20 protein-coding genes are annotated in these 21,656 nt (G+C 61.4%); 5 read left to right on the top strand and 15 right to left on the bottom strand.

The genetic code is table 11. From position 1 onward, the window contains the following. Positions 1-22 precede the first annotated feature (22 nt). The 9 genes from mdcH to FFS64_RS08040 all read right to left on the bottom strand — a co-directional run bounded on the left by mdcH (position 23) and on the right by FFS64_RS08040 (position 7,280). A complete protein-coding gene (gene mdcH / locus FFS64_RS08080; RefSeq protein WP_137804928.1) occupies positions 23-934 on the bottom strand; it encodes a malonate decarboxylase subunit epsilon in 912 nt (303 codons plus the stop codon). Then, positions 931-1,551, bottom strand: a complete 621-nt coding sequence (locus FFS64_RS08075; RefSeq protein ID WP_137804927.1) for a malonate decarboxylase holo-ACP synthase — start codon at positions 1,549-1,551, stop codon at positions 931-933. Before FFS64_RS08075 ends, mdcH begins: the two co-directional genes overlap by 4 nt. Beyond that, positions 1,545-2,348 carry a biotin-independent malonate decarboxylase subunit gamma gene (mdcE, locus tag FFS64_RS08070; protein ID WP_137804926.1) on the bottom strand — a complete coding sequence of 268 codons (804 nt, stop codon included), beginning with the start codon at positions 2,346-2,348 and terminating at the stop codon, positions 1,545-1,547. Before mdcE ends, FFS64_RS08075 begins: the two co-directional genes overlap by 7 nt. Continuing rightward, positions 2,345-3,196: a biotin-independent malonate decarboxylase subunit beta gene (locus FFS64_RS08065; RefSeq protein ID WP_137804925.1), complete on the bottom strand. Its 852-nt coding sequence runs from the start codon at positions 3,194-3,196 to the stop codon at positions 2,345-2,347. Before FFS64_RS08065 ends, mdcE begins: the two co-directional genes overlap by 4 nt. Then, on the bottom strand, positions 3,189-3,488 hold the full coding sequence (locus tag FFS64_RS08060; protein ID WP_096514425.1) for a malonate decarboxylase subunit delta: 300 nt from the start codon (positions 3,486-3,488) through the stop codon (positions 3,189-3,191). Before FFS64_RS08060 ends, FFS64_RS08065 begins: the two co-directional genes overlap by 8 nt. Then, positions 3,488-4,363 carry a triphosphoribosyl-dephospho-CoA synthase gene (locus tag FFS64_RS08055; RefSeq protein ID WP_137804924.1) on the bottom strand — a complete coding sequence of 292 codons (876 nt, stop codon included), beginning with the start codon at positions 4,361-4,363 and terminating at the stop codon, positions 3,488-3,490. The genes FFS64_RS08060 and FFS64_RS08055 overlap by 1 nt, the downstream gene beginning before the upstream one ends. Continuing rightward, complete coding sequence (gene mdcA, locus FFS64_RS08050) at positions 4,363-6,033, bottom strand: malonate decarboxylase subunit alpha (RefSeq protein ID WP_137804923.1); 1,671 nt, start codon at positions 6,031-6,033, stop codon at positions 4,363-4,365. Before mdcA ends, FFS64_RS08055 begins: the two co-directional genes overlap by 1 nt. A gap of 229 nt (positions 6,034-6,262) precedes the next feature. After that, entirely contained in the window at positions 6,263-6,688 is a 426-nt protein-coding gene (locus FFS64_RS08045) for a hypothetical protein (protein WP_137804922.1), read from the bottom strand. Beyond that, a complete protein-coding gene (locus FFS64_RS08040; protein ID WP_137804921.1) occupies positions 6,651-7,280 on the bottom strand; it encodes a nucleotidyltransferase domain-containing protein in 630 nt (209 codons plus the stop codon). The genes FFS64_RS08045 and FFS64_RS08040 overlap by 38 nt, the downstream gene beginning before the upstream one ends. A 424-nt stretch (positions 7,281-7,704) precedes the next feature. Here FFS64_RS08040 and FFS64_RS08035 point away from each other — a divergent pair, with 424 nt between their 5' ends. Continuing rightward, a complete protein-coding gene (locus tag FFS64_RS08035) occupies positions 7,705-8,064 on the top strand; it encodes a DUF6124 family protein (protein WP_137804920.1) in 360 nt (119 codons plus the stop codon). A gap of 104 nt (positions 8,065-8,168) precedes the next feature. On the opposite strand, the gene FFS64_RS08030 is transcribed toward FFS64_RS08035, so the two are convergent. From FFS64_RS08030 to pilG, 6 genes are all read right to left on the bottom strand, one after another. Next, positions 8,169-8,636, bottom strand: a complete 468-nt coding sequence (locus tag FFS64_RS08030; RefSeq protein ID WP_095196382.1) for a chemotaxis protein CheW — start codon at positions 8,634-8,636, stop codon at positions 8,169-8,171. Next, entirely contained in the window at positions 8,629-14,652 is a 6,024-nt protein-coding gene (locus FFS64_RS08025) for an Hpt domain-containing protein (protein ID WP_137804919.1), read from the bottom strand. Before FFS64_RS08025 ends, FFS64_RS08030 begins: the two co-directional genes overlap by 8 nt. Before the next feature lie 49 nt (positions 14,653-14,701). Then, positions 14,702-16,762, bottom strand: a complete 2,061-nt coding sequence (locus FFS64_RS08020; RefSeq protein ID WP_137804918.1) for a methyl-accepting chemotaxis protein — start codon at positions 16,760-16,762, stop codon at positions 14,702-14,704. A gap of 143 nt (positions 16,763-16,905) precedes the next feature. Continuing rightward, positions 16,906-17,460 (bottom strand): chemotaxis protein CheW, encoded by a 555-nt coding sequence (locus FFS64_RS08015; RefSeq protein ID WP_137804917.1) that lies wholly within the window; start codon positions 17,458-17,460, stop codon positions 16,906-16,908. Between the two features lie 10 nt (positions 17,461-17,470). Next, positions 17,471-17,836 (bottom strand): twitching motility response regulator PilH, encoded by a 366-nt coding sequence (gene pilH / locus FFS64_RS08010; protein WP_095196378.1) that lies wholly within the window; start codon positions 17,834-17,836, stop codon positions 17,471-17,473. Positions 17,837-17,893: 57 nt separating this feature from the next. Further along, positions 17,894-18,298: a twitching motility response regulator PilG gene (gene pilG, locus FFS64_RS08005; RefSeq protein ID WP_046053663.1), complete on the bottom strand. Its 405-nt coding sequence runs from the start codon at positions 18,296-18,298 to the stop codon at positions 17,894-17,896. Between the two features lie 235 nt (positions 18,299-18,533). On the opposite strand from pilG, the gene gshB reads away from it, so the two are divergent. From gshB to ruvX, 4 genes are all read left to right on the top strand, one after another. After that, positions 18,534-19,487 (top strand): glutathione synthase, encoded by a 954-nt coding sequence (gshB, locus tag FFS64_RS08000; protein WP_137804916.1) that lies wholly within the window; start codon positions 18,534-18,536, stop codon positions 19,485-19,487. A gap of 64 nt (positions 19,488-19,551) precedes the next feature. Then, positions 19,552-20,451 carry an energy transducer TonB gene (locus FFS64_RS07995; RefSeq protein WP_137804915.1) on the top strand — a complete coding sequence of 300 codons (900 nt, stop codon included), beginning with the start codon at positions 19,552-19,554 and terminating at the stop codon, positions 20,449-20,451. Positions 20,452-20,631: 180 nt separating this feature from the next. Further along, positions 20,632-21,204, top strand: a complete 573-nt coding sequence (locus tag FFS64_RS07990; protein ID WP_137804914.1) for a YqgE/AlgH family protein — start codon at positions 20,632-20,634, stop codon at positions 21,202-21,204. Next, on the top strand, positions 21,204-21,641 hold the full coding sequence (gene ruvX, locus FFS64_RS07985; protein ID WP_095196374.1) for a Holliday junction resolvase RuvX: 438 nt from the start codon (positions 21,204-21,206) through the stop codon (positions 21,639-21,641). The genes FFS64_RS07990 and ruvX overlap by 1 nt, the downstream gene beginning before the upstream one ends. Positions 21,642-21,656: the final 15 nt, after the last annotated feature.

Here is a 21,656-nt window from a genome sequence, read left to right as displayed (position 1 = left end):
GTTGTTCGAAGGCCTGAGTGGTCTAGGGTTGGCGACATCCCTCCTCACGCAACAGCGCCTGCAGGGTATCGAGCCGGGCACCGTCGAAAGCAATCACGGTGCCCTGTTCGAACACCCGGCGCGCCAGCCCGGTCAGCACCGCACCGGGCGGCAGTTCGATCTGTAGACGTACGCCGCGCTCATAGGCGCTTTGTACCGTGCCGCGCCAATCCACCACGCGGCACATGTTGAAAGCCAGGTCGTCGCGCAAGGCTTCGATATGGGTGACGGGCCGGGCGCGACTGCCGCTCAAGTAACCCAGCGATGGTGTTTTCAATTGCACCTTGGCGAAGGCCTCGGCCAGAATTTTTGCTGGCGCCTCCAACAGTGGGCAGTGTGAAGGCACGCTCACTGCCAAACGCTTGGCCATTGCGGCGCCACGATCTTTCGCCAACCCGGCCACCGCTTTCATCGCGCCATCGCTGCCGGCAATCACCACCTGGTTATCAGCGTTGATGTTGGCCAGGTACACCGGCGAATCATCGCTGTGGACCTGCGCCAGCAAGCCCTCCACCGTCGCCAGATCCAGACCGATGATCGCGGTCATGCCGTAGCCCTGTGGATAAGCCTGCTGCATCAACTCACCGCGCAGGCTGACCAGATGCAGCGCATCGCTGAAGCTCAATGCGCCGGCCACCACCGCCGCCGGATAGGCACCGATGGATAACCCGGCGACGAAATCCGCCGGCATCGCCAACTGTCGCGAAGCCGCCACGCCAGCGATCAACAGGCACAGCTGCACGGCCCTTGTCGATTGCAACGCATCGGTTGAATCCAGCAGCGATACATCCTCCCCGAGTACGTCGCTTGCCTCGTTGAGAATTTCGCGCGGGACACGCTTGAGCATGCCCGGCTGCTGCGCGCCTTGCCCCGGGAACACCAGCAAGCTGCTCACGCTGCCTGCTCCTGTGGGTTCCACGGATCGATGACCAGACAGGCTTGAGTGGCATTTTTGAGCAACACCCGGTTAGAAGATCCGGCCCATTCGCGCAAGGCGACGGCGCCAAACGGGGTCTGCAATTGCATGTCTACCACACACGCTGACGCATCAAGCAGCATCATCAGCTCCCGCGCTTGAGTACGGGCCAACGGCTGTGGCGTGCGCAGAATCAGGTCGAGATCACTGCCCTCGTGCAGGGCCGAAAATCCGCTGGCCAGTTCAAATCCGGCACTGCCGCTGACACCCCATGTCCAACCACAGTCGTCGAGCAGCGGACGCAATTGCTTGAGTGCCCGAATTACCGGCAAGTCCCGATCGATATCGACATGGCAAAGTTGCTCCGGCTGCACCCGACGCGAAACCGAAGCGATCGCCATCGACGATGCATAACGCTGCTCACGCAAACGCCCACGCACGCCGACCGCCACCTGCCCCGCTTCCAACACCGCACGACGCACCACCACCGGCTGCCCGGCGCCGAGCGATTCGACCGCCCACGCTGGTGCATCCGCCGGCAGCTGCCCCGGGGTCATGCCCCAGAGCAGGTCGTGGGCCATGAACGTGCTCACCACTGTTCTCTCAACAGTTGGCGAACATGGCTCGATGCCGCACGGTTGCTCGCGCCCAAGCGACTGCTCAGGTCACGACCTTTCTCGGCAACATCGCCGATGGCCTGAACCAGGCACTCGGTCACCCGGCTTACATCGGCGCTCGTGGGCTGTTCGATCTGTTCCACCGCCAGGGTTTTCCAGAGCAAACCAAGGCTGGCATAGCTGTCGATGTCATAGGCCATCGGCGGCACACTGGCGGCCAGGGCTTCCAGTTCTTCGACACTGCGCAGCGTCACCCGCGCCGCCGACGCCTTGCCCATGGCATGCACCATCACCCCCGGATCACGCAGGGCGATCAACCGATTGGCCTGATAGCCGTGAGCGAGAAACGCACCGGACATCGCCTTGCCCACCAGTAACCCAATCACCGCATGCCCGGCCAGACGGGCGCGGGCGTAACTGTCCGCCGCACCGGCTAAAGCTTGATGAATCCCAAGGGCTTCTTCGCGACGACCGTATGCCTGGCTCGGCACATCGACGATGGCGATCAGCGCGCGTTTGTGCGGCTTGTCCCGATCAGCCGTGATGACTTCATCCACAGCCTTGGCTAAACCCCAGCCTTCGAGCAAACCGACCTCGCCGTTGCGGGCGCGGGCGAAACGGTTGTCGGGATCGGCCACCACGGCGATAAATCGCACAGGTTGCTCACCCACAAAGCCATCGGCCACTTTCAGTGAAGCCGGCAAACCACCCACCGGTTTGCCATCGACATTCAAGGCGTTGAACCAGTTCAAGCCCCTGAGGGAATACGCACTCATGAGCGCTCTCCTTGATACAAGTCGCGAACCGTGGCCGGCTCGATTTGCGGTTCGGCATCCAGGCGCGCCAGCCGTTGCAGGTACAGTTCGGCCTGGCCACTACGTTGCTGCGCCGGCAAACCTTGCTGGAGCAATTCACCGACCTGCTGGCGGATCTGTGCCACGTCATCTTCGGCGTAACGATCCACCAATCCCGTGGCGAAGCGCTGCTCGCCACCGGTCAGGCTCCAGATGAAGGGACGGTCGCGGGAGTCATATTCCTCAAGCCCGGCTTCCTGCTCGATCACCTGCGGACCGTTCAGGCCCAGCCGTGCTTCCTGAGTCACCAGCAAATAGCTGCACAGCCCGGCGGCGATCGACATGCCGCCGAAGCAACCGACACTGCCGGCCACCACACCGACCACCGGCTGGTACTGGCGCAGATCGACAATCGCCGCATGGATATCGGCAATCGCTGCCAGGCCAAGGTTGGCTTCCTGCAAACGTACACCGCCGGTCTCCAGCAGCAGCACGGCCCGGGTCGGGATGCCTTTACGGTTATCTTCGGCCGCCAGTTCCAGTGCGCCGGCGATTTTCGCCCCACCGACTTCACCAAGACTGCCGCCCTGAAAGGCGCCTTCGATAGCGGCGATGACCACCGGCAAACCGTCGAGGCTGCCCTTGGCGATCACCACGCCGTCATCGGCTTGCGGCACCACGCCCTGCCGCGACAGCCAAGGCGACATGACCCGCTGAAACGGATCGATCAATTCGCGAAAGGTGCCGACATCGAGCAAGGCCTTCGCCCGTTGCCGGGCGCCGAGCTCGACGAAGCTGTGTTTGTTGAGAAGCGCGGCACTGTCAGTCATGGCCGATCTCCTCGAAGCCCTGTTCCAGACGCAGGCGTACCACGCCGGGGGTGGCGCCGAAATCGTGGATATCAATGTCCATCGCCGACGGCATCTGGCCGTCGAACATCCGCGCAAACAGGTGCTGCCAGCGCTGTTCGCTGCCGTTGACCGAGGTCTGTACGGTGATGGTCAGCTTGCCGGGTTGACCCGGCTGGATCAGCACTTCCAGATCGCCCGAACCGACACAACCCACCAGCGTGCGGCCGCGTGGCGGCTGCCCGGCGGGGAATTCAAAGGATAAGGTTTCCATCAATAGGCTCCCTGGCTGATGCCATCGCAAGACTCGATACGGTCGATGAACAGGCAGGCGGCGAGCAGGTCGGCAGCGCCACCGGGCGAGGCATTCAATGCGATTAGTTTTTGGTCCAGCTCATGCAAGCGACGACGGCCGGCGAGGCTGGCACTGCCGCCCGCGTCGAGCACCGCCTGCGCGCCGAGCTGCATGGTGTGCAGGCCCTCTTCCCCGGCGCGGTACAGCACGCAGGTGTCGGACAGGTCAGTCATGATCGCCAGCAGTGCATCGAGCCGGGCATTCTGCTCGCCATGGCCGGCAGTACGGCTGCGCAGGAGTTGCGGCAGCGCACGCTGGGTCACGGCCGGGAAGCCGAGTTGCGCTTCTTCACGGGCACCGCGCGCACCGTAGCGTTGGGCAACTTGCGCACCGTGGCTGAGCGGACGTGGCATATAGCGGTCATCAAGCAAGGCCAGGCGTGCGGCGCGCAGCGTGATGGCCCCGGCAGCGCTGGATTCAGGTTCAAGGGCAACCGCAGCGACCAACAGGCCCAAAGCCCAGATGGCGCCACGGTGGGTGTTCACCCCGTTAGTGGTGGCGAGCATCGCTTGTTCGCCCTCACGACCGATCAGGCCAATGGCTTCACGCAGCGGCAAGCCGATCTCGCCGATTTCGATAGCGGCTTCAGCCATTTCCTTGAACGCCGGCCACAAGGCCAGCGCCGAGGCGTGCATCAGCCCAAGGTGCAAATCGGTGTGCGCGCCATTGCCACGACGGTCGACCAGTGCCGGTTTCGGCGACAGGTCCGCTTCGTCGATCAGTGCGTCCACCGCCAGGTCCGCCAGGCGTTCGGCCAGGCTCAGGGGTTTGGGTTGCAGGTTGAATGCGTGCATTACCAGCTCCTGAATTTGGCGGGCGGGTTGTAGAGGCCACCGGACCACTCCACCAGATCGGCCACGCTTTTGGCGGCGAGCAGTTCACGGGTGGCGTCGGTGCGGCGGATGCCGAGGTCTTCGGGCAAGGCGATCAAACCTTCGCGGCGCATGCGCGCGGTGTCTTTCGGGTTGTGGCGCAGGCCGATGGCGGTCACCCCGGCGACGGCGGCGATCATCGCCTGGCGTTCTTCCAGCGAACGCGCCTTGTACAGATAGGCGATGCCTTCTTCGGTCAGCAGGTGGGTGACGTCATCTCCGTAAACCATGATCGGTGCCAGTGGCATGCCGCTTTTCTTCGCCACTTCGATGGCATCGAGGGTTTCGACAAAGGTCGGTTTGCCGCCCTCCTGGAAGGTCTCGACCATTTGCACCACAAGCTTCTTGCCACGTTCGAGCATCGGTTCAGCCACGTCGGTGTGGCGCATGTCGAGCCAGGCTGGCGTGCCGTGACGACGACCGCGCGGGTCATGCCCCATGTTCGGCGCCCCGCCGAAACCGGCCAGGCGCCCGCGGGTCACGGTCGAGGAATGGCCATCGCCATCGACTTGCAGGGTGGCGCCGATGAACAGGTCCACTGCGTACTGCCCGGCGAGTTGGCTGAACATCCGATTGGAGCGCAAGGAGCCATCACGCCCGGTGAAGAACACGTCAGGCCGGGCGGCGATGTAGTTTTCCATCCCCAGTTCGGTGCCGAAGCAATGCACGCTTTCGACCCAACCGCTTTCAATCGCCGGGATCAAAGTCGGATGCGGATTGAGGGTCCAGTTGCGGCAGATCTTGCCCTTCAGGCCGAGGGATTCGCCGTAGGTGGGCAGGATCAGTTCGATGGCGGCGGTGTTGAAACCGATGCCGTGGTTGAGCGACTGCACGTTGTGTTTTTCATAGATCCCGCGAATCGCCATCATCGCCATCAGCACATGCACAGGCTTGATGTGCCGGGGGTCGCGGGTGAACAGCGGCTCGATGTAGAACGGCTTGTCGGCCACCACCACGAAATCGACCCAGGATGCCGGGATGTCGACCCGGGGCAGGTCACTGACGTCGTCCACCAACTGGTTGACCTGGACGATGACGATGCCATCGCTGAAGGCCGCCGGTTCGATCAGTGCAGGAGTGTCTTCGGTGCTGGGCCCGGTGTAGATGTTGCCGGCGCGGTCGGCCATGAAACCGGCCGAGAGCACCACGTTGGGAATCAGGTCCACCACCAGCCGTGCATAGAGTTCGATGTAGGTGTGGATCGCGCCGATTTCCAGCAGGCCGTCTTCGAGCAACTGGCTGATACGCAGGCTTTGGGTACCGGCGAAGGAAAAGTCGAGCTTGCGGGCGATGCCGCGTTCGAACAAGTCCAGGTGCTCGGCGCGCCCGACGCTGGGCATGATCATGTGCAGGTCATGCAGCTTGGCCGGATCGGCCTTGACCAGCGAGCGGGAAAGAAAATCCGCCTGCTTCTGGTTGTTGCCTTCGAGCACCACTCGGTCGCCGGGCAGGATCAACGCCTCCAGCGCGGCCACGATGTTCTCGGTGGGCAACACCACACCATCGGCAAGGCCCTTGACCAACGCCAGACGCCGCTGCTTTTCGCTGCGCCGCCGCGTCCATCGCGAGTCGGGGGATATTGTTGTTGTCATGACCACTCCACGGGTTCGCTGTCGTGGAGCTACCTTAGGAGCGATGGGGACAGGGCATCAATCAAGCAGAGTGGTGGATTGTTACGGTCAGAGTAATGGTTGTTCAAGCCGACGCCTTCGCGAGCAGGCTCGCTCCCACAGGTTTTGTGAACGCCACCGATTCACTGTGGGAGCGAGCCTGCTCGCGAAGGGGCCAGAAAAAGGCTCCGAGAATTTGAGCCATGGAATATCACAGCTCGCCCATTTGCTCCTGTACCCGAACCAGAAGCTGCGCAGAGCTTTCCAGCAACTGAGCCAACAACGCCTCATCTTCATCCATATACCCTTCGTACTCCGCCAGGTTTCGCCGCTCATGGCAGAGGGCAAACAACCGAACCTGTACTTTGTTGATATCGGCGGTATGAACCAGGCACTGGAACACCAGATAGCGCTTATCCGAACGGTAACCACACAAACGCAAAGCGGTCAGCGCAAGACCATGAGCAGCGTTGTAAGCCAGATCGAATCGGCTTGCGAAGGATAGTGAAGCAGTTTGTGCATCTTTGAGACGATCCATCGCCGAACGCATCAAGCCTTCGCATTCCTTGTGATCCGGCGGCTCGGCCTTCAATCCACCACTACGTAAAAGATTCTCCAGATTTTCGCTGCTGCCCATCCTTGGACTCCAAAGGGTTTTCACCCATCAGGTTGATCTTGTCCTGTTGCGCTACCCGCAAGACGAAGCTGTTTTCGGCAGCCAGTTTTGCAGCCCAGTCTTCAGGGGTGTAGAGCGTCGGGTTGAGGGTGCGGCCCAGATGCTCTTCCAGAGGCAAGAGCCGCTCCATCACTTCACTGTAGTGCAGGCCTTTACCGATCAGCATGAGGTCAATGTCACTGGATGCGTTCGCCTGATCCTTGGCAATAGACCCGTAAACAAAGGCCCATGTGAGTTGTTCGGCGAAGGGTTGCAGCGCGTCACGCAAAGGCTCAGTGATACCGAAGGTTTTGCGGGTGATGCCCAACAGTTCGGTATAGATCGGGCAATCGGGATTGACTTGATAGTGGGTCTGATTACCCAGGCGAGTCATGATCAGAATCCCCGCCCGTTGCAGACGATCCAGTTCGCGCATGAGGCTGCCTTTGCCTACTTGGGCCCAGCGGGCAATTTCGTTGGCGTAAAAGCTTCGGTCGGGTTTGCCGAACAATAGGCCCAGCACTTTTTGCTGGGTGGCGGTGAACAAGGCTTCACTCAGCGATAGTTTATTCACGGCAACGACCTATCAGTCCCAAAAAGGGAACGATAGGTCCCTTTTTGGGACTCTTCAAGTTGAGGTTTTTGTTTAAAAGATTGTCCGCAGGGACGGTGTGAGGCTACGCAATCTGACGTCGCGACCTACAACAATGCCGGAGCCCGCTGACTGGTGGGGTTTTGCGGTGATCTTTATTGTTGTGGGTGTCGCTGCAAATTCAGCGACCGGGACTGGAAACCCCGAGGAGTAGAGACGCAAAAGCGCCCTTCATAACGTATGCTTGCGCACCTTGAACTGTGTGCACTCCGTTATGGCGGCTGTGCGCGGGAGACCTTCGGGTCGACCGGGTTGCCGTCTCCCGGGTTTCCAGCCTGCGTACAGCTGCCACCCCTTCGTCTTGGAAACCGAATGGGCCAGCTCCAACCCTATACGGTGATTCACTATGTTCAAAGTTACTCCCAACCCCCCGGAATCCGACACTGATCCCCTCGAAGCCGAGAAACTCAAGGAAGCCGCCGACCGCGCCTTCTCCCACTACTTCCCGCCACCCCACGAAAAACCGGCCAAGCGCCAAAAATTCCAGCTCTTCACCGTTTCTCCCGAGATCGGCACCGAAGCCCTGCTGGCCAACGCCTCCGAAGATCTGCTGTCGATCAGCGCCATTGCTGCGGATCTGGCGGACGATGTGGAAGGATCGCGGCGCTCGGTAGCCTTGGCGCTGAGCAGGATGGCTGATGGGGTGCATTTGTTGGTGGAGCGGGCGCTGGATCAGCATGAGGTGTTGGCTGAGGCCAAGGTTTAGCCGCCGGGTCTGCGGTGAATTTAAGGCCGCCTTCGCGAGCAGGCTCGCTTCCACATTTGAAATGCATTCCCCTGTGGGAGCGAGCCTGCTCGCGAAGGGGCCCGTCAGACTAGCCCGGCATTCACCAACAACTCCTCCAGCGCTATTAAATCGGGCACCTTGGCCACCTGATCTGCCACCTGCACCGCCGCTTTTTCCAGCGAACACAATGGCACGTCGACATAGCTCAGCTGGCTGTCGAGCTTGTAGGAGCGCGGAATGCCCTGGACCAGCATCGCGATGAATTTCAGGTCGGGACGACCTCCCAGCGCATTGAGGATGATGATTCGCGCACGTTCGCCGATGACGATTTTATTGCCGCACGCCGATTCGAAACTGAGCAAGGGAATCTGCCGGTTGCGCCAGGTGACGCGCCCCAGGTACCACGGCGGCGTATCGAGGTCGAACGCCGCGGGCTGGTAGTCGATCAGCTCGGCGACGGCGACGTTGGGCAGGATCAGGTTGCGGTCGGCCAGGGGCAGCAGCAGGCCGGTGAGGTTGATGCTGCGCTGGTTGATGCGCTGCTCAAGCATGGGTTTTGCTCCACAGGGCAATGCTTTCGAGCAGTACCGATTCCTGGTACGGCTTGCCGAGGTAGTCGTTGACGCCGATGGCCATGGCCCGGTCGCGGTGTTTCTGGCCGGTGCGGGAGGTGATCATGATGATCGGCAGGTGCTGCAAACGTTCATCGTTGCGCACTTGCGTCGCCACTTCGAAACCGTCCATGCGTGGCATTTCGATGTCCAGCAGCATGACGTCCGGTATGTGTTCTTCGAGCAGCAGCATGGCGTCGACCCCATCCTTGGCCGTCAGCACGTTCATGCCATGACGTTCGAGCAGACGGCTGGTGACCTTGCGCACGGTGACCGAATCGTCGACCACCATCACCAGTAACGGTCGTTGCGGCTCGATTTCAGTGTCGTGGCTTGGCGTGCGCTGCGGCACATGGGCTTGCAGGGCGCGAATCGGCGCCAACAGATCCAGAATCAGCACCACCCGGCCATCCCCCAGAATCGTTGCCCCGGAGACGCCCTGCACCGCCGCGAACTGCGGGCCGAGACTCTTGACCACGATCTCGCGGGTGCCGGCCATGGCATCGACCTGCACCGCGATATGGCGCTCGTTGCATTGCACCAGCAGTACCGGCAACGGCAAGCTCTGTCCCAACAGTTTTGGCCGGGGGCTGGTTTTCAGCAGCTCGCCCAGATAGCACAGTTCATAGCGTTGCCCGGCGTATTCATAGGTCGGCGGATCGAGGCGGAAATGCCCTTCGAGTTCGTTGGGCAACACGCGGACGATGCCATCGATGGTGTTCAGCGGGATCGCATATTGATCCTCCCCGCATTGCACCATCAACGCCCGGTTGACCGACACGGTAAACGGCAGACGGATACGGAAATGCACGCCCTGCCCGGCCACGGAGTCGATGCTCATGGTGCCGCCCAGTTGCCGCACTTCTTCGTGCACCACGTCCATGCCGACGCCACGTCCGGAGATCTGGGTGATTTTCTCGGCGGTGGAAAACCCCGGTTGCAGGATGAACTGCAACACGTCGCGGTCGCTGATTTCGGTGTCCGGGTCGAGCAAGCCACGCTTGATGGCCTTGCGTCGCACCGCGTCCAGCGGCACCCCGGCACCGTCATCGCGGATATCGAAAATGATGTCGCCGCCTTCGCGCGACAGATCAAGGGTGATCCGCCCCTGCGCCGGTTTACCCGCCGCGATGCGCGCCTCGGCGGACTCCAGACCATGGTCCACGGCGTTGCGCAGCATGTGTTCCAGCGGCGCCGCCATGCGTTCGAGCACGTTGCGATCCATTTCGCCTTCGGCGTTGCCGACGATGAACTCGACGTCTTTGCCCAACTCCTCGGACACCTGGCGAACAATGCGCTTCAAGCGCGGCAACATCCTTTCGAAGGGCACCATGCGCATGCGCATCAGGCCTTCCTGCAACTCGGTGTTGATGCGACCCTGTTGCTGCAGCAGGTTTTCCGCATCCTGGTTGCGCCGGTCGAGGGTTTCCTTGAGATCAAGCAAGTCGGAGGCGGATTCGAACAAGGCACGGGACAGTTGCTGCAACTGCGAGTGCCGGTCCATCTCCAACGGGTCAAATTCTTCGTAACCCAGGCGTTCGGCGTCGACTTGTTGGCGGCTGAGGATCCGGCCCTGGGTTTCCGTGTCGAGGCGGCGCAACTGATCACGCATACGCTCGATGGTGGTTTCCATTTCGTTTAAGGCTGTTTGGGCATCGCTGACTTGCTGTTCGATCCGGCCGCGGAAGATCGACGTTTCGCCCGCCAGGTTGACCAGGTCGTCGAGCAGTTCCGCCGAGACCTTGACCATGTCCGCACCGGCGTCCAGTTGCAGCAGCGGCGTCTCGGCTTTGATCGCAGCAGGCAGCACGACCGGTGCCGGGATTTCAGGGACCGCCGGATGGCTGAAATTCCTGATCGCATCAAGCAATCGGTCCGCCGGCGGCAACGGTTCCCCGGCACGGGCCGCGTCGAGCATTTGCGCCAGCCGGTCATGGCTGCGTTGCAGCAATTCAAACAACGTGGCCGTGGGTTTCAGTACGCCGGTGGATAAACCTTCGTAGAGGAATTCCAGCTCATGGGCCAGATCGCCGATCGGGGTGATTTCCACCATGCGCGCACCACCCTTGAGGGTGTGCAGGTCGCGCAGCAGGGTTTCCACGTCCTGGCGGTTCGAAGGCTCGGCCTGCCATCGCACCAGCGCCGCGCCGGAACTCTCGATGATGTCGAAGCCTTCCTCGAGGAAGATATCCAGCAACTCGCTGTCATGATGAGTCGTGTCGTTGCCGGCCTCTGGCTCGATCACGTCGGTGTGGCCCGCGTGGCCCTGGCGAAAGGCGCGAATCGCTTTGACCAGTTCACCGGGATCGCCCAACGGCTGATGGCGCTGCAGCTGCTCAAGCAATTGCGCCAAGCGCTCATGACTGTGCTGGAGCAACTGCGCCAGCACTTCGCTGTAGTTGTAACGGCGGTCGACCAAACCTTCGTACAGGCTTTCCAGTTCATGGGCCAGGTCACCGACCGGCTCGACCTCGGCCATCCGCGCACCCCCCTTGAGGGTGTGCAAGTCGCGTTGCAGGGACGACAACGGTGCAGGGTTCTGCGGCTCGCCTAACCAGCGTTGCAACGCCTGGTTGGCGCTGTCGAGGATATCCACGGCTTCTTCGAGGAAGATCGCAACGATTTCATCATCGAGCTCGACTGCGCGATCCTTTGTGGGAGCTGGCTTGCCAGTGATGGTCTCATAGGCGTCGCGTTTATCCAGTGAGAACACGTCATCGTTGACGTCCATCGCTGGCAAGCCAGCTCCCACAATGGATTGCTCCAGTTCTGCGGTGGCGTCGCCTAAATCACGGATGCTCAGGGTGCGGCTGCCGTCGCTGCGGATCAGGCCCATGGCCGATGGATCGAGACTCTGATCGAGCAAGCCGTGCAAGGCACGAATGCGCTCCGGGCGCGGGCTGACTTCCTGGCCGGCAGCCAGTTCGTCGAGCATGTTGATCAGTGCTTCGTGGGCACTTTGCGCCTCGTGGAAAAATGTCTCGCTGACGGCCAGGCTGCTTTCTTCCACAGCACCGTAAAGGTCGAGCAGGGCTTCGCAGAGTTCGTCCACCGGATGCAGGTCGGCCAGGTGCGCGCCCTCGCCGAGGGTGGTCAATTCGTCCAGCAGCGCGCTGAGCTCCTGACGCTCGCCGGGGTGTTGCTGCCAGCGCTGTAACAGACTTTCAGCGTCCAGCAGGATGTCCATGCCCTGGGCCAGGAAGTTGTTGATCAACTGCGGATCACGCTTGATCCGCGGACCGCTGCTGGGTGCATTCAAGAGGCCTTGCAGACGCTCGGCCAGCAACGCCCGGGCCTGTTCGATCAACGCATGGGCGCTGGGGATTTCAGCCAGGGGATCGGTCTTGAGCTGGCGCAAGCCAAGGCGGAACAAGCCTTCGGCTTCCAGCAGCACGTCAACTTCGTCCAGGTCCAGGGCGATCTGGTGGGCCTTGTATTCCCGGGCCATTTGATCCAGCGGCGTGGCGAGTTCGACAATCGGCAAGACCCCGGCCATCGATGCGCTGCCCTTAAGGGTGTGCAAGGCGCGGAGCAACTCGTCACTGGCCTGCAAGGGCATGTGTTCGGCGGCCTGATCGAGGAAGCGGTTGAGGCTGGCCAAATGGGTTTCGGCTTCTTTGCGGAAGATCTCCAGCAACAATGGATCGAGCGCCGCGACGTCTTGCGTGTCTTCGTCGGAAGCCGGCTCATCACCTTTGGCCAAGGCATGGGCACGGGCCGCCAATTGATCGACATCGTTGCGCTGGCGCTGGGCATTGTCGGCAAATTCGGTGACCAGTTCCGGCAACAGTACCAGCACATCACCCAGCAATTGTCGCACCGCTGCGCCCGGCGCCACGCTGTGTTCCAGTACGCGGTTGAGCAGGTTTTCCACCGCCCACGCCAGCTCACCCAACACCAGCGCACGGACCATCCGGCCACTGCCCTTGAGGGTGTGGAAGGCACGGCGCACTTCACCCAAAGCCGAGGTGTACTCAGGGTTCGCCGACCAGCGCGGCAAGTACTCCCGAAGGATTTCCAGCACCTCGTCGGTTTCTTCGAGGAACACTTCCCGCAGTTCGTCGTCTACCGGTTCCTCACCGGCGGGCGGGGGCAACAGGCTGCCCGGCGTGGTCAACGCGGGCGGGTTGAGGGCGGATACCGGACTGGCCAGCACATCGGCCAGGGTCTGGACGACCGCCTGTGCATCCCGTTCCTGCATTTGTTGCATGATCTGCGCTTCGCTTGGGCTCAGCACATCCTCAAGCACCGGCACCTGTTGTTCGCAGGGCTTTTCGTTAGGAAAGAAGCCGAGGGATGCCAGGCTTTTTTCCGCGATGTCGAGCAACTGTTCACCGGGGGCTTCAGGGTCGTCGTTGAGACGTTCGAGGTAGTACTCAAGACTGGCGATGACGTCGGCCAGGCTATCCAGTTCCTGCCAGCCGGGCTGGCCAGGGTCGAGCATCAAATGTTCGCGGATGAAGTGGTTGCAGGTTTCGATCAGGCCCGCCGCACGGTTCAACGGGATCATCGCCAGCGCGCCACGAACCTGGGTCAACAAGGCCGGCAATGCCTGCAAATGCTGACGGTCCCAGTCGGCGTCGATGTAATCGACGATCATGTCCTTGGCCTCTTGCAGGCAGATGCGCGCTTCCTTGATCACGATCTGATGGATCTGCGTCAGGTCGGTAGTCGGCAGACGGCTGTCTTCCTGGCTCTCGGGCTCCACGGTGCCCACCATACCGGCCAGGGTCGCTTCGACGTAGAGCAAGGCCCCGGCGACGTCCATGAGGATCGCGTCATCGGGGGCGCGCTGGCCCTGGGCGAGGCTCAGTACCACGGCCAGTTGATCGATGATCACCTTGCGCGGCTGGCCAAATCCCAGCACCGCCAGGGTGTCGGCGATTTGCCGCAGCGGCGCCAGCAGGCTGTCGAGGTCCGACGCGTGTTGCCGGTCGCTACGCACGAACAGGTCCAGGCGCTCCTTGACTCGCACCAGCTCTTCACAGAGCGCCGCCAATACCGAGCGCATGGCATCGCGATCGGGGCCGGCCAGCCGCGCGCGCTCTTCATCGACCATCGCGCTGTCAGGCAGCGCGTCATCCAGTCCGTAGCGATCTTTCATGGTCAGCATCTGCCCGATGGGGTGTTCGGCTTTGGCAATGTAGAACAGCAAACTCTTGAGCAGCTCCGGCGGCGCCGGTTGATTGATCGCGGGCATGCCCTGTTCGAGCAGGCGCTTGAGTTCTTTGTCGGCGTCCTTGAACAGACTGCGCAAGGCCGGGCTGTTGGCGATCGCACCGCCACGCATGCCTTCGACCAGCGCCGAAGCGACCTGCCACAACGGGCTCAGGGGCGCATTGCCGCACAAGCTTTCAAGACGGGAAAACACCTTGGCCAGATACCCGAGGTGGGTGTCGTCATCCTGCTCGCGCAGCAAGCCGACCAGGGCCATTTGCAGCATCTGCCGCAACTTGCGCAGTACATTCGGCAGTTCCGCCGGCTCCAGCAGCGCCAGGGACTCGGCATCCAGGGGTGGCAGGTCCGGCCATTGCGGGCTGAACAGGCTGGTTTCCGACAACAGGCTTTCACCACGGGCACTGCGCAGGTCGTTGATCAACGGCAGCACCACCAGCGGCAAGTCGCGACGGGCGCCTTGAACCCGGTCGAGGTAGATCGGCAGTTGCCCCAGGGCTTGCAACATCAAGTGCAGCGCTTCGTCACGATGGCTGACGCGATTGTGTTGCAAGGCGGCGGTCAATTGCTCCATTTCTTCGGCGAGCAGGGCTGCGCCGTAGAATTCGACCATCTGTAAACTGCCGTGAACCTGATGGATGCACGCCAGGCAATCGCTCAGGGCGTGCGTCGCCTGCGGATCATCAAGCTGGGTTTCGATCGCGTGATGAGCCTGCTTCAGCGTTTCGGCAATCTCGCCTTTGACCCATTCGAGGGCCACATAGTCGTGCCGATCACCCATAACCACTCCAGTTCCCACTTCAGTCAAATTGCATGCGCCCGCAGGCGGTTCAAACTTTGTCGGTCACCTGTGTCTTGGTGGCCGGCAAGGTGAAACCGGACACCGACCGCCGCAGCTGGCTGGCCATTTTTGCCAGGTTGCCGATGCTCTCGGCGGTGGCGGTGGAACCGGACGAGGTCTGCGTGGTGATCTGCTGGATCACGTTCATCGTCAGGGAAATCTGACCGGCAGACGACGTCTGTTGCTGTGCGGCGTTGGAAATGCTCTGGATCAGTGCCGCCAGGGTTTTGGAAACCCCTTCGATTTCTTCCAGGGCCACACCCGCATCCTGCGCCAGACGTGCGCCGCGCACCACTTCAGTGGTGGTCTGTTCCATGGAGATGACTGCTTCGTTGGTGTCGGTCTGGATCGCCCGCACCAGGGTTTCGATCTGCCGGGTGGCGGCCGAAGAGCGCTCCGCCAGCCGTTGCACCTCGTCGGCGACCACCGCGAAACCGCGCCCGGCATCCCCGGCCATGGACGCCTGGATCGCCGCATTGAGCGCGAGAATGTTGGTCTGATCGGCAATGTCATCGATCAGGCTGACAATATCGCCGATTTCCTGGGAAGACTCGCCAAGACGCTTGATCCGCTTGGCAGTGTCCTGGATCTGTTCGCGAATATTGTCCATGCCGTGGATGGTGTTGTGCACCACCTCGTTGCCCTTGTTGGCGATTTCCACCGAACGTTCGGCCACCGCCGAGGATTCAGCGGCGTTGGCCGACACCTGATCGATGGATTCGGCCATGTCGTTGATCGCGGTGGAGGCTTCGGAAATCTGCTGCGCCTGATGCTCCGAAGCCTGCGCCAGGTGCATGGCGGTGGCCTGGGTTTCCTGCACGGCGGCGGCGACCTGGCCGGCCGTCAGGTTAATGGTCGCCACGAGATCGCGCAGCTGGTCCACGGAATAGTTGATCGAGTCGGCGATGGTGCCGGTGAAGTCTTCGGTCACCGAGGCGGTCACGGTCAGGTCACCGTCGGCCAGGTCTTCGATTTCGTCGAGCAGTCGCATGATCGCGTTCTGGTTGCGCTCGTTCTTCTCGGCGGTTTCCCGCAGCTGGCGATTTGTTTCGCGGACCATCACCAGACCGATGAGGATGATCGACATCAATGCCGCCAGACCCAGCACATAACCGCCAATGGTGTCGGTGTTGCGCCCGCTGGCGAGGTTTTCGAAACCGCCGGCCAGGTGCGAGGCTTCGTCGAGCAGGGTCTGCGACAGGCTGAAAATACTGGTGGCCGACTCGCGGACCTTGAACAGCTCCGGCGAGGTTTCGAGGATTTCATCCACCGAGCCGGAAACGAACTCGAACAGCTCGGAAATTTCCATCAGACGCGCCCGCGCATCACGGTCTTCGACCTGGCTGACCCGCAGCGCCACATTGCCCTGGAGCATGCCGTTGAGTACCTGGCCGAACCGTGCCGCGTCGCGACCGAAGACGTCGGCCGCCTGCTGCGAGTTTTCGTCGCCGGACAGCACCGTGTTCACAGCGCCCAGAATGCGTTCGGCCAGCAGTGATTGACGCTGGGCCATCGCCACCTGAGCAGCCGGTGCGCCCCGCTGCAGGAGGATCTCCACCACTTTCTCGTATTCGACCTGCAACTGCGGCACGGTTTCGGCCAGGGTCGCGGCCACTTGATGCAGCGACAGCACAGTCTGCTCGCTGGAAAGAATGGCGTCGGTGTTTTTCAGCAGGCGCTCCCAGTCCATCTGCACGGCGCGCATTTCCGGGCGCACGACCGCTGGTGCCGGCGGCAGGCCGGTGGAAGGGTCGCCTTTTTTCAGATAGCTCCAGCGCTGGGCAAAATCATTGCGCGCATCGCTGAGCAGCTTGAACGCCGCGGCCTTGCCGGCGGCGGCTTCGGTGGCGTTCTTGGCAATGCGCTGGGACAAGACACGCAGCTCGCCGGCGTGACCGATGTACTGTTTGTCGTACGTGGCCTGGGTGTTGAGGTACGCGAAGTTGGCAAACAACAGCATGATGAAGATGATCAGCGCGATGAACAGCGCGATGATCTGCGAACGACTGCGCGACCCTTCCATTGGCTTGCCTGTTTTAGCTTTTATCATCGGTCTTCGCCTGTTAACCAACCATCTTCTAACCTGACGCGATCCCTGTGGGAGCTGGCTTGCCAGCGATGGCATTACCTCGATTCAATGTGAGACCGAGTCGCCTGCATCGCGGGCAAGCCCGGCTCCCACAGGGTCCGCGTTTATAGCGCGATGTTCATGAAGCCTTGTGACCTGACCAGCGCAAACGGGCTGAACACCCGCCAGCTCTGCTCGCCTTCAAAGCAAGCGTCGACAAACGCCGACATCGGCCCCGACACCTCATCTGCCGGCACCGGCTTCAGGCTGTTGCGGGCAAAATGCTGGAGGCCGAAGACCTCATCGACCATCAGTCCGGCGAACACCTCTTGATGCTCCACCACCAACACCCGCTGCTGCTTGCGCGGCGTCGAAAGCTCATGCCCGAACTCTTTACCCGAAAAGAAAGCACTCAAATCCATGATCGGCAGCAAGCGCCCACGCAGGTTGGCCACGCCCTTGACCCAGGACTTGACGCCCGGCACCTGGGTAAAGCGCGGCTCATGCAGCACTTCACTGACTTCGCCCATGGGCGCGACGTACCAGTGTTCGCCCAGGCGAAAGCCGATACCGCTCCAGCTGTCCTGTCGGGTCGGCTGGGACGGCAAGTCCGCCGCCAGCAGACGACAGCGCTGGTCGATCTGCAGCAGCAGCTCGAAGGCCGTCAGCGACTCGGTCATGGCCGGACAATCAACCCGGCAGCACGTTGTTCAGGGTTCTGATCAGGGTCTCTTCATCAACCGGCTTGGTCAGATAGTCCTTGGCACCCTGGCGCGTGCCCCAGACCTTGTCGGTTTCCTGATCCTTGGTGGTGATGATGATCACCGGGATGTGCCCGGTTTCCGGATCTTTGGTCAGCTGACGCGTTGCCTGGAACCCGTTGAGGCCGGGCATGACGATGTCCATCAACACTGCATCGGGTTTTTCCAGACGGGCCAGTGCCACGCCATCGGCGCCGTTTTCGGCTTTCAATACTTCATGACCGTGCTTTTCCAGCATGCCGGTCAGTTTGTACATTTCAGTCGGCGAATCATCGACGATCAGAATACGTGCCATGGTCTTCCCCATTTTTGTCGACACAAGGCCCGTTGGCCGAGCATCACTTCTGGTGTCTTACTGCGGCAAAACGGCGGCGAAGCCCGGAACATGGGCCTGTATCGCGTTCAGCAGTTCTTCCTTGCTGAAAGGCTTGGTCAAAAACTGGTCGGAGCCGACGATGCGCCCCTTGGCCTTGTCGAACAGCCCGTCCTTGGACGACAGCATAATCACTGGCGTGGACTTGAACGCACTGTTGTTCTTGATTAAAGCGCAGGTCTGATAGCCATCCAGACGCGGCATCATGATGTCGACGAAGATGATGCCGGGGTGATTGTCTGCAATCTTGGCCAGGGCATCGAAACCGTCGATGGCCGTGATGACCTCACACCCCACGTTCTTGAGCAGCGTTTCGGCGGTACGGCGAATCGTCTTCGAATCATCGATCACCATGACCTTCAAGGCGCTGGGTTGCTGTTCCATAATTGCTCTACCGTCGCCTTTACGAATCTATTTGTCCATTTGCGGTGGGTCGAGGGCCCCAAACCCTTGATGCTCAAGGGCCAGCACAACATGGCAGCCTTTTTAGCACAGTCTCCAATGCCAATCTATCGGCCGACCTTCGAGGTGGTTTTTCCTTGACCGCAAACCCACGCAGCGCCACTCTGACGCCACTTTTTTCATACCACTCCGGTAGCCAATTTTCGAGGAAAACCCAATGAGCGTTCGCGTCGGGATTGTCATGGACCCTATCGCCAGCATCTCCTATAAAAAGGATAGCTCGCTGGCCATGCTGCTGGCCGCGCAGAAGCGTGGCTGGGAACTGTTCTATATGGAACAGCGCGACCTGTACCAGGCCGAAGGCCAGGCCCGGGCGCGGATGCGTCCGCTGAAAGTGTTTGCCAACCCGGAAAAATGGTTCGAGCTGGGCGCCGAAAACGACGCGCCGCTGAGCGATCTGGACGTGATCCTGATGCGCAAGGATCCGCCGTTCGACATGGAGTTCGTCTATTCCACCTATTTGCTGGAACAAGCCGAAAGCGCCGGCGTGCTGGTGGTCAACAAACCGCAGAGCCTGCGCGACTGCAACGAGAAACTGTTCGCCACGCTGTTCCCGCAGTGCACGCCGCCAACCATCGTCAGCCGCCGTCCGGATGTCCTGCGCGAATTCGCCGATCATCACGGTGACGTCATCCTCAAGCCGCTGGATGGCATGGGCGGCTCCTCGATCTTCCGCCACACCGCGGGTCACCCGAACCTGTCGGTGATTCTCGAAACCCTGACGCTGCATGGTCAGCAGCAGATCATGATCCAGGGCTATCTTCCGGCCATTGTCGATGGCGACAAGCGCATCCTGATGATCGACGGCGAGCCGGTGGACTACTGCCTGGCGCGCATTCCCGCCGCTGGCGAAACCCGTGGCAACCTCGCCGCCGGCGGCCGTGGCGAAGCGCGTCCGCTGACCGAGAAGGATCGCTGGATTGCCGCGCAAGTCGGTCCGACCCTGCGGGAAAAAGGCCTGCTGTTCGTCGGCCTCGATGTGATCGGCGAGCACCTGACGGAAATCAACGTCACCAGCCCGACCTGCATCCGCGAGATCGACAATGCGTTCGGCACCGACATCGGCGGCCTGCTGATGGATGCCATCGATCAGAAGCTCAAGGCACGTTGATTAGCCAAACCAACATTGCGTTATCATGCGCGGCCTGTGAAAACGCGATGTTGGTTTCCTTGTCATGACCCTCCCGTCCGATCTGCCCCCCGATCTCGCCCATAGCGGCGTGCGCCCGGCCGATCGCCTCGGTTTTACCCTGTTTCTGGCGGCGCTGGTGCACTTGGCGCTGCTGTTGGGCGTCGGTTTTACAGTGGTCGAACCCCAGCAGATCAGCAAAACCCTGGAAATCACCCTCGCCACGTTCAAAAGCGAAAAGAAGCCGGAAAAGGCCGATTTTCTTGCTCAAGAGAATCAGCAAGGCAGCGGCACCCTGGATAAAAAGGCCATCCCCAAGACCACCGAGGTCGCGCCTTTCCAGGACAACAAGGTGCAGAAAGTCACGCCCCCACCGGCAGCCAAGCCTGAAGTGCAGGAAGCAGCGCCCAAGGCGGCCGTGACCACCGTCGCGCCGAAGCCGAAAAAAGCCGCCACAAAAACCGAAGAACCCAAGCCCGTCACCAAACCGGCAGTGGCCGCGCCGACGTTCGATGCTGAACAGCTGTCGAGCGACATCGCCAGCCTGGAAGCGGAACTGGCCAACGAACAACAGTTGTACGCCAAGCGACCGCGCATCCACCGCCTGAGCGCCGCCTCGACCATGCGCGACAAGGGCGCCTGGTATAAAGACGAATGGCGCAAGAAGGTCGAGCGCATCGGCAACCTCAACTACCCCGACGAAGCCCGGCGCAAGCAGATTTACGGCAACTTGCGCCTGATGGTGTCGATCAACCGTGACGGCTCGCTGTATGAGGTCCTGGTACTGGAGTCCTCCGGGCAACCGCTGCTGGATCAGGCGGCCCAGCGCATCGTGCGCCTGGCGGCGCCGTTCGCACCCTTTACCGGGGATTTGTCGGATATCGACCGTCTGGAGATCATCCGCACCTGGAAATTTGCACGCGGGGATCGCCTCTCAAGCAATTGACCCCCACAAATCCCCTGTGGGAGCGGGCTTGCTCGCGAATACGGTCGTTCATTCAACTTTGATGTCGACTGACACAACGCCTTCGCGAGCAAGCCCGCTCCCACATTTGATCTGTGCCGACTGCCAAATTGAGGCATCCCCAGCTTGTCAGTTCGCCCCTCCAACGCCACACTAGCGCTCATGAAAAACGTCAGCCCCAGCTACCTCAAGCATCACTTCCTGATCGCCATGCCTCACATGGTCGACCCGAACTTTGCGCACACCTTGACCTACATCGTCGAGCACACGGCCAATGGTGCCATGGGGCTGGTGGTCAACCGCCCGCAGGACCTGAACCTGGCCGATATCCTCGAGCAATTGCGCCCCAACATCGTACCGCCGGTCCTCTGCCAGCATGTGCCGATTTTCATCGGCGGGCCGGTTCAGACCGATCGCGGCTTTGTTCTGCATCCGTCGGGCAAGACCTTTCAGGCGACCGTTGATCTGGAAGGTGACTTGTCCTTGTCGACCTCCCAAGACGTACTGTTCGCCATCGCCGATGGCGTCGGCCCGGCAAAAAGCCTGATTGCCCTCGGCTACGCCGGTTGGGAAGCCGGCCAGCTGGAAGCCGAGCTGGCCCAGAACGCCTGGCTGACCTGCCCGTTCGACGCCGACATCCTGTTCAACACCAGCAGCGAGCTACGCCTGGAAGCGGCGGCCAAGCACCTGGGTGTCAACCTCAGCCTGCTCACCAGTCAGGCGGGGCACGCCTGATGGCCCTGCGGCTGATTCTGGGTTTTGACTACGGCACCAAACAGATCGGCGTCGCGGTCGGCCAGGTGATTACCGGCCAGGCCCGCGAGCTGTGCACCTTGAAAGCGCAGAACGGCATTCCCGACTGGGATCAGGTCGAAGCGCTGATCAAAGAATGGAAGCCCGATGCCGTAGTGGTCGGCCTGCCGCTAAACATGGATGGCACGCCCAGCGACATGTGCGTGCGTGCGGAAAAATTCGCCCGCCGCCTGAACGGTCGCTTCAACCTGCCCTTCTACACCCACGATGAGCGCCTGACCACTTTCGAAGCCAAGGGCGAACGCCTGGCCCGTGGCGGGCAGAAGGGCAGCTACCGCGACAACCCGGTCGACGCCATCGCCGCCGCCCTGCTGCTGCAAGGCTGGCTCGACGAAAACAGCGCGCTGTTCGAATCCTGACGTCACTAATCCTGA

The sequence above is a fragment of the Pseudomonas sp. G(2018) genome (assembly GCF_005502415.1).
GTDB lineage: Bacteria > Pseudomonadota > Gammaproteobacteria > Pseudomonadales > Pseudomonadaceae > Aquipseudomonas.
The sequence above is the reverse complement of the archived record's forward strand: the minus strand, read 5'-3'. Positions and strand labels throughout refer to the sequence as shown.

Excerpts from the sequence above, each read along its gene's own strand:
- mdcE (WP_137804926.1), bottom strand. The coding sequence starts at position 2,348 with ATGAGTGCGTATTCCCTCAGGGGCTTGAACTGGTTCAACGCCTTGAAT.
- FFS64_RS08065 (WP_137804925.1), bottom strand. The coding sequence starts at position 3,196 with ATGACTGACAGTGCCGCGCTTCTCAACAAACACAGCTTCGTCGAGCTC.
- FFS64_RS08060 (WP_096514425.1), bottom strand. The coding sequence starts at position 3,488 with ATGGAAACCTTATCCTTTGAATTCCCCGCCGGGCAGCCGCCACGCGGC.
- FFS64_RS08055 (WP_137804924.1), bottom strand. The coding sequence starts at position 4,363 with ATGCACGCATTCAACCTGCAACCCAAACCCCTGAGCCTGGCCGAACGC.
- mdcA (WP_137804923.1), bottom strand. The coding sequence starts at position 6,033 with ATGACAACAACAATATCCCCCGACTCGCGATGGACGCGGCGGCGCAGC.
- FFS64_RS08045 (WP_137804922.1), bottom strand. The coding sequence starts at position 6,688 with ATGGGCAGCAGCGAAAATCTGGAGAATCTTTTACGTAGTGGTGGATTG.
- FFS64_RS08035 (WP_137804920.1), top strand. The coding sequence starts at position 7,705 with ATGTTCAAAGTTACTCCCAACCCCCCGGAATCCGACACTGATCCCCTC.
- FFS64_RS08030 (WP_095196382.1), bottom strand. The coding sequence starts at position 8,636 with ATGCTTGAGCAGCGCATCAACCAGCGCAGCATCAACCTCACCGGCCTG.
- FFS64_RS08025 (WP_137804919.1), bottom strand. The coding sequence starts at position 14,652 with ATGGGTGATCGGCACGACTATGTGGCCCTCGAATGGGTCAAAGGCGAG.
- FFS64_RS08020 (WP_137804918.1), bottom strand. The coding sequence starts at position 16,762 with ATGATAAAAGCTAAAACAGGCAAGCCAATGGAAGGGTCGCGCAGTCGT.
- FFS64_RS08015 (WP_137804917.1), bottom strand. The coding sequence starts at position 17,460 with ATGACCGAGTCGCTGACGGCCTTCGAGCTGCTGCTGCAGATCGACCAG.
- pilH (WP_095196378.1), bottom strand. The coding sequence starts at position 17,836 with ATGGCACGTATTCTGATCGTCGATGATTCGCCGACTGAAATGTACAAA.
- pilG (WP_046053663.1), bottom strand. The coding sequence starts at position 18,298 with ATGGAACAGCAACCCAGCGCCTTGAAGGTCATGGTGATCGATGATTCG.
- gshB (WP_137804916.1), top strand. The coding sequence starts at position 18,534 with ATGAGCGTTCGCGTCGGGATTGTCATGGACCCTATCGCCAGCATCTCC.
- FFS64_RS07995 (WP_137804915.1), top strand. The coding sequence starts at position 19,552 with ATGACCCTCCCGTCCGATCTGCCCCCCGATCTCGCCCATAGCGGCGTG.
- FFS64_RS07990 (WP_137804914.1), top strand. The coding sequence starts at position 20,632 with ATGAAAAACGTCAGCCCCAGCTACCTCAAGCATCACTTCCTGATCGCC.
- ruvX (WP_095196374.1), top strand. The coding sequence starts at position 21,204 with ATGGCCCTGCGGCTGATTCTGGGTTTTGACTACGGCACCAAACAGATC.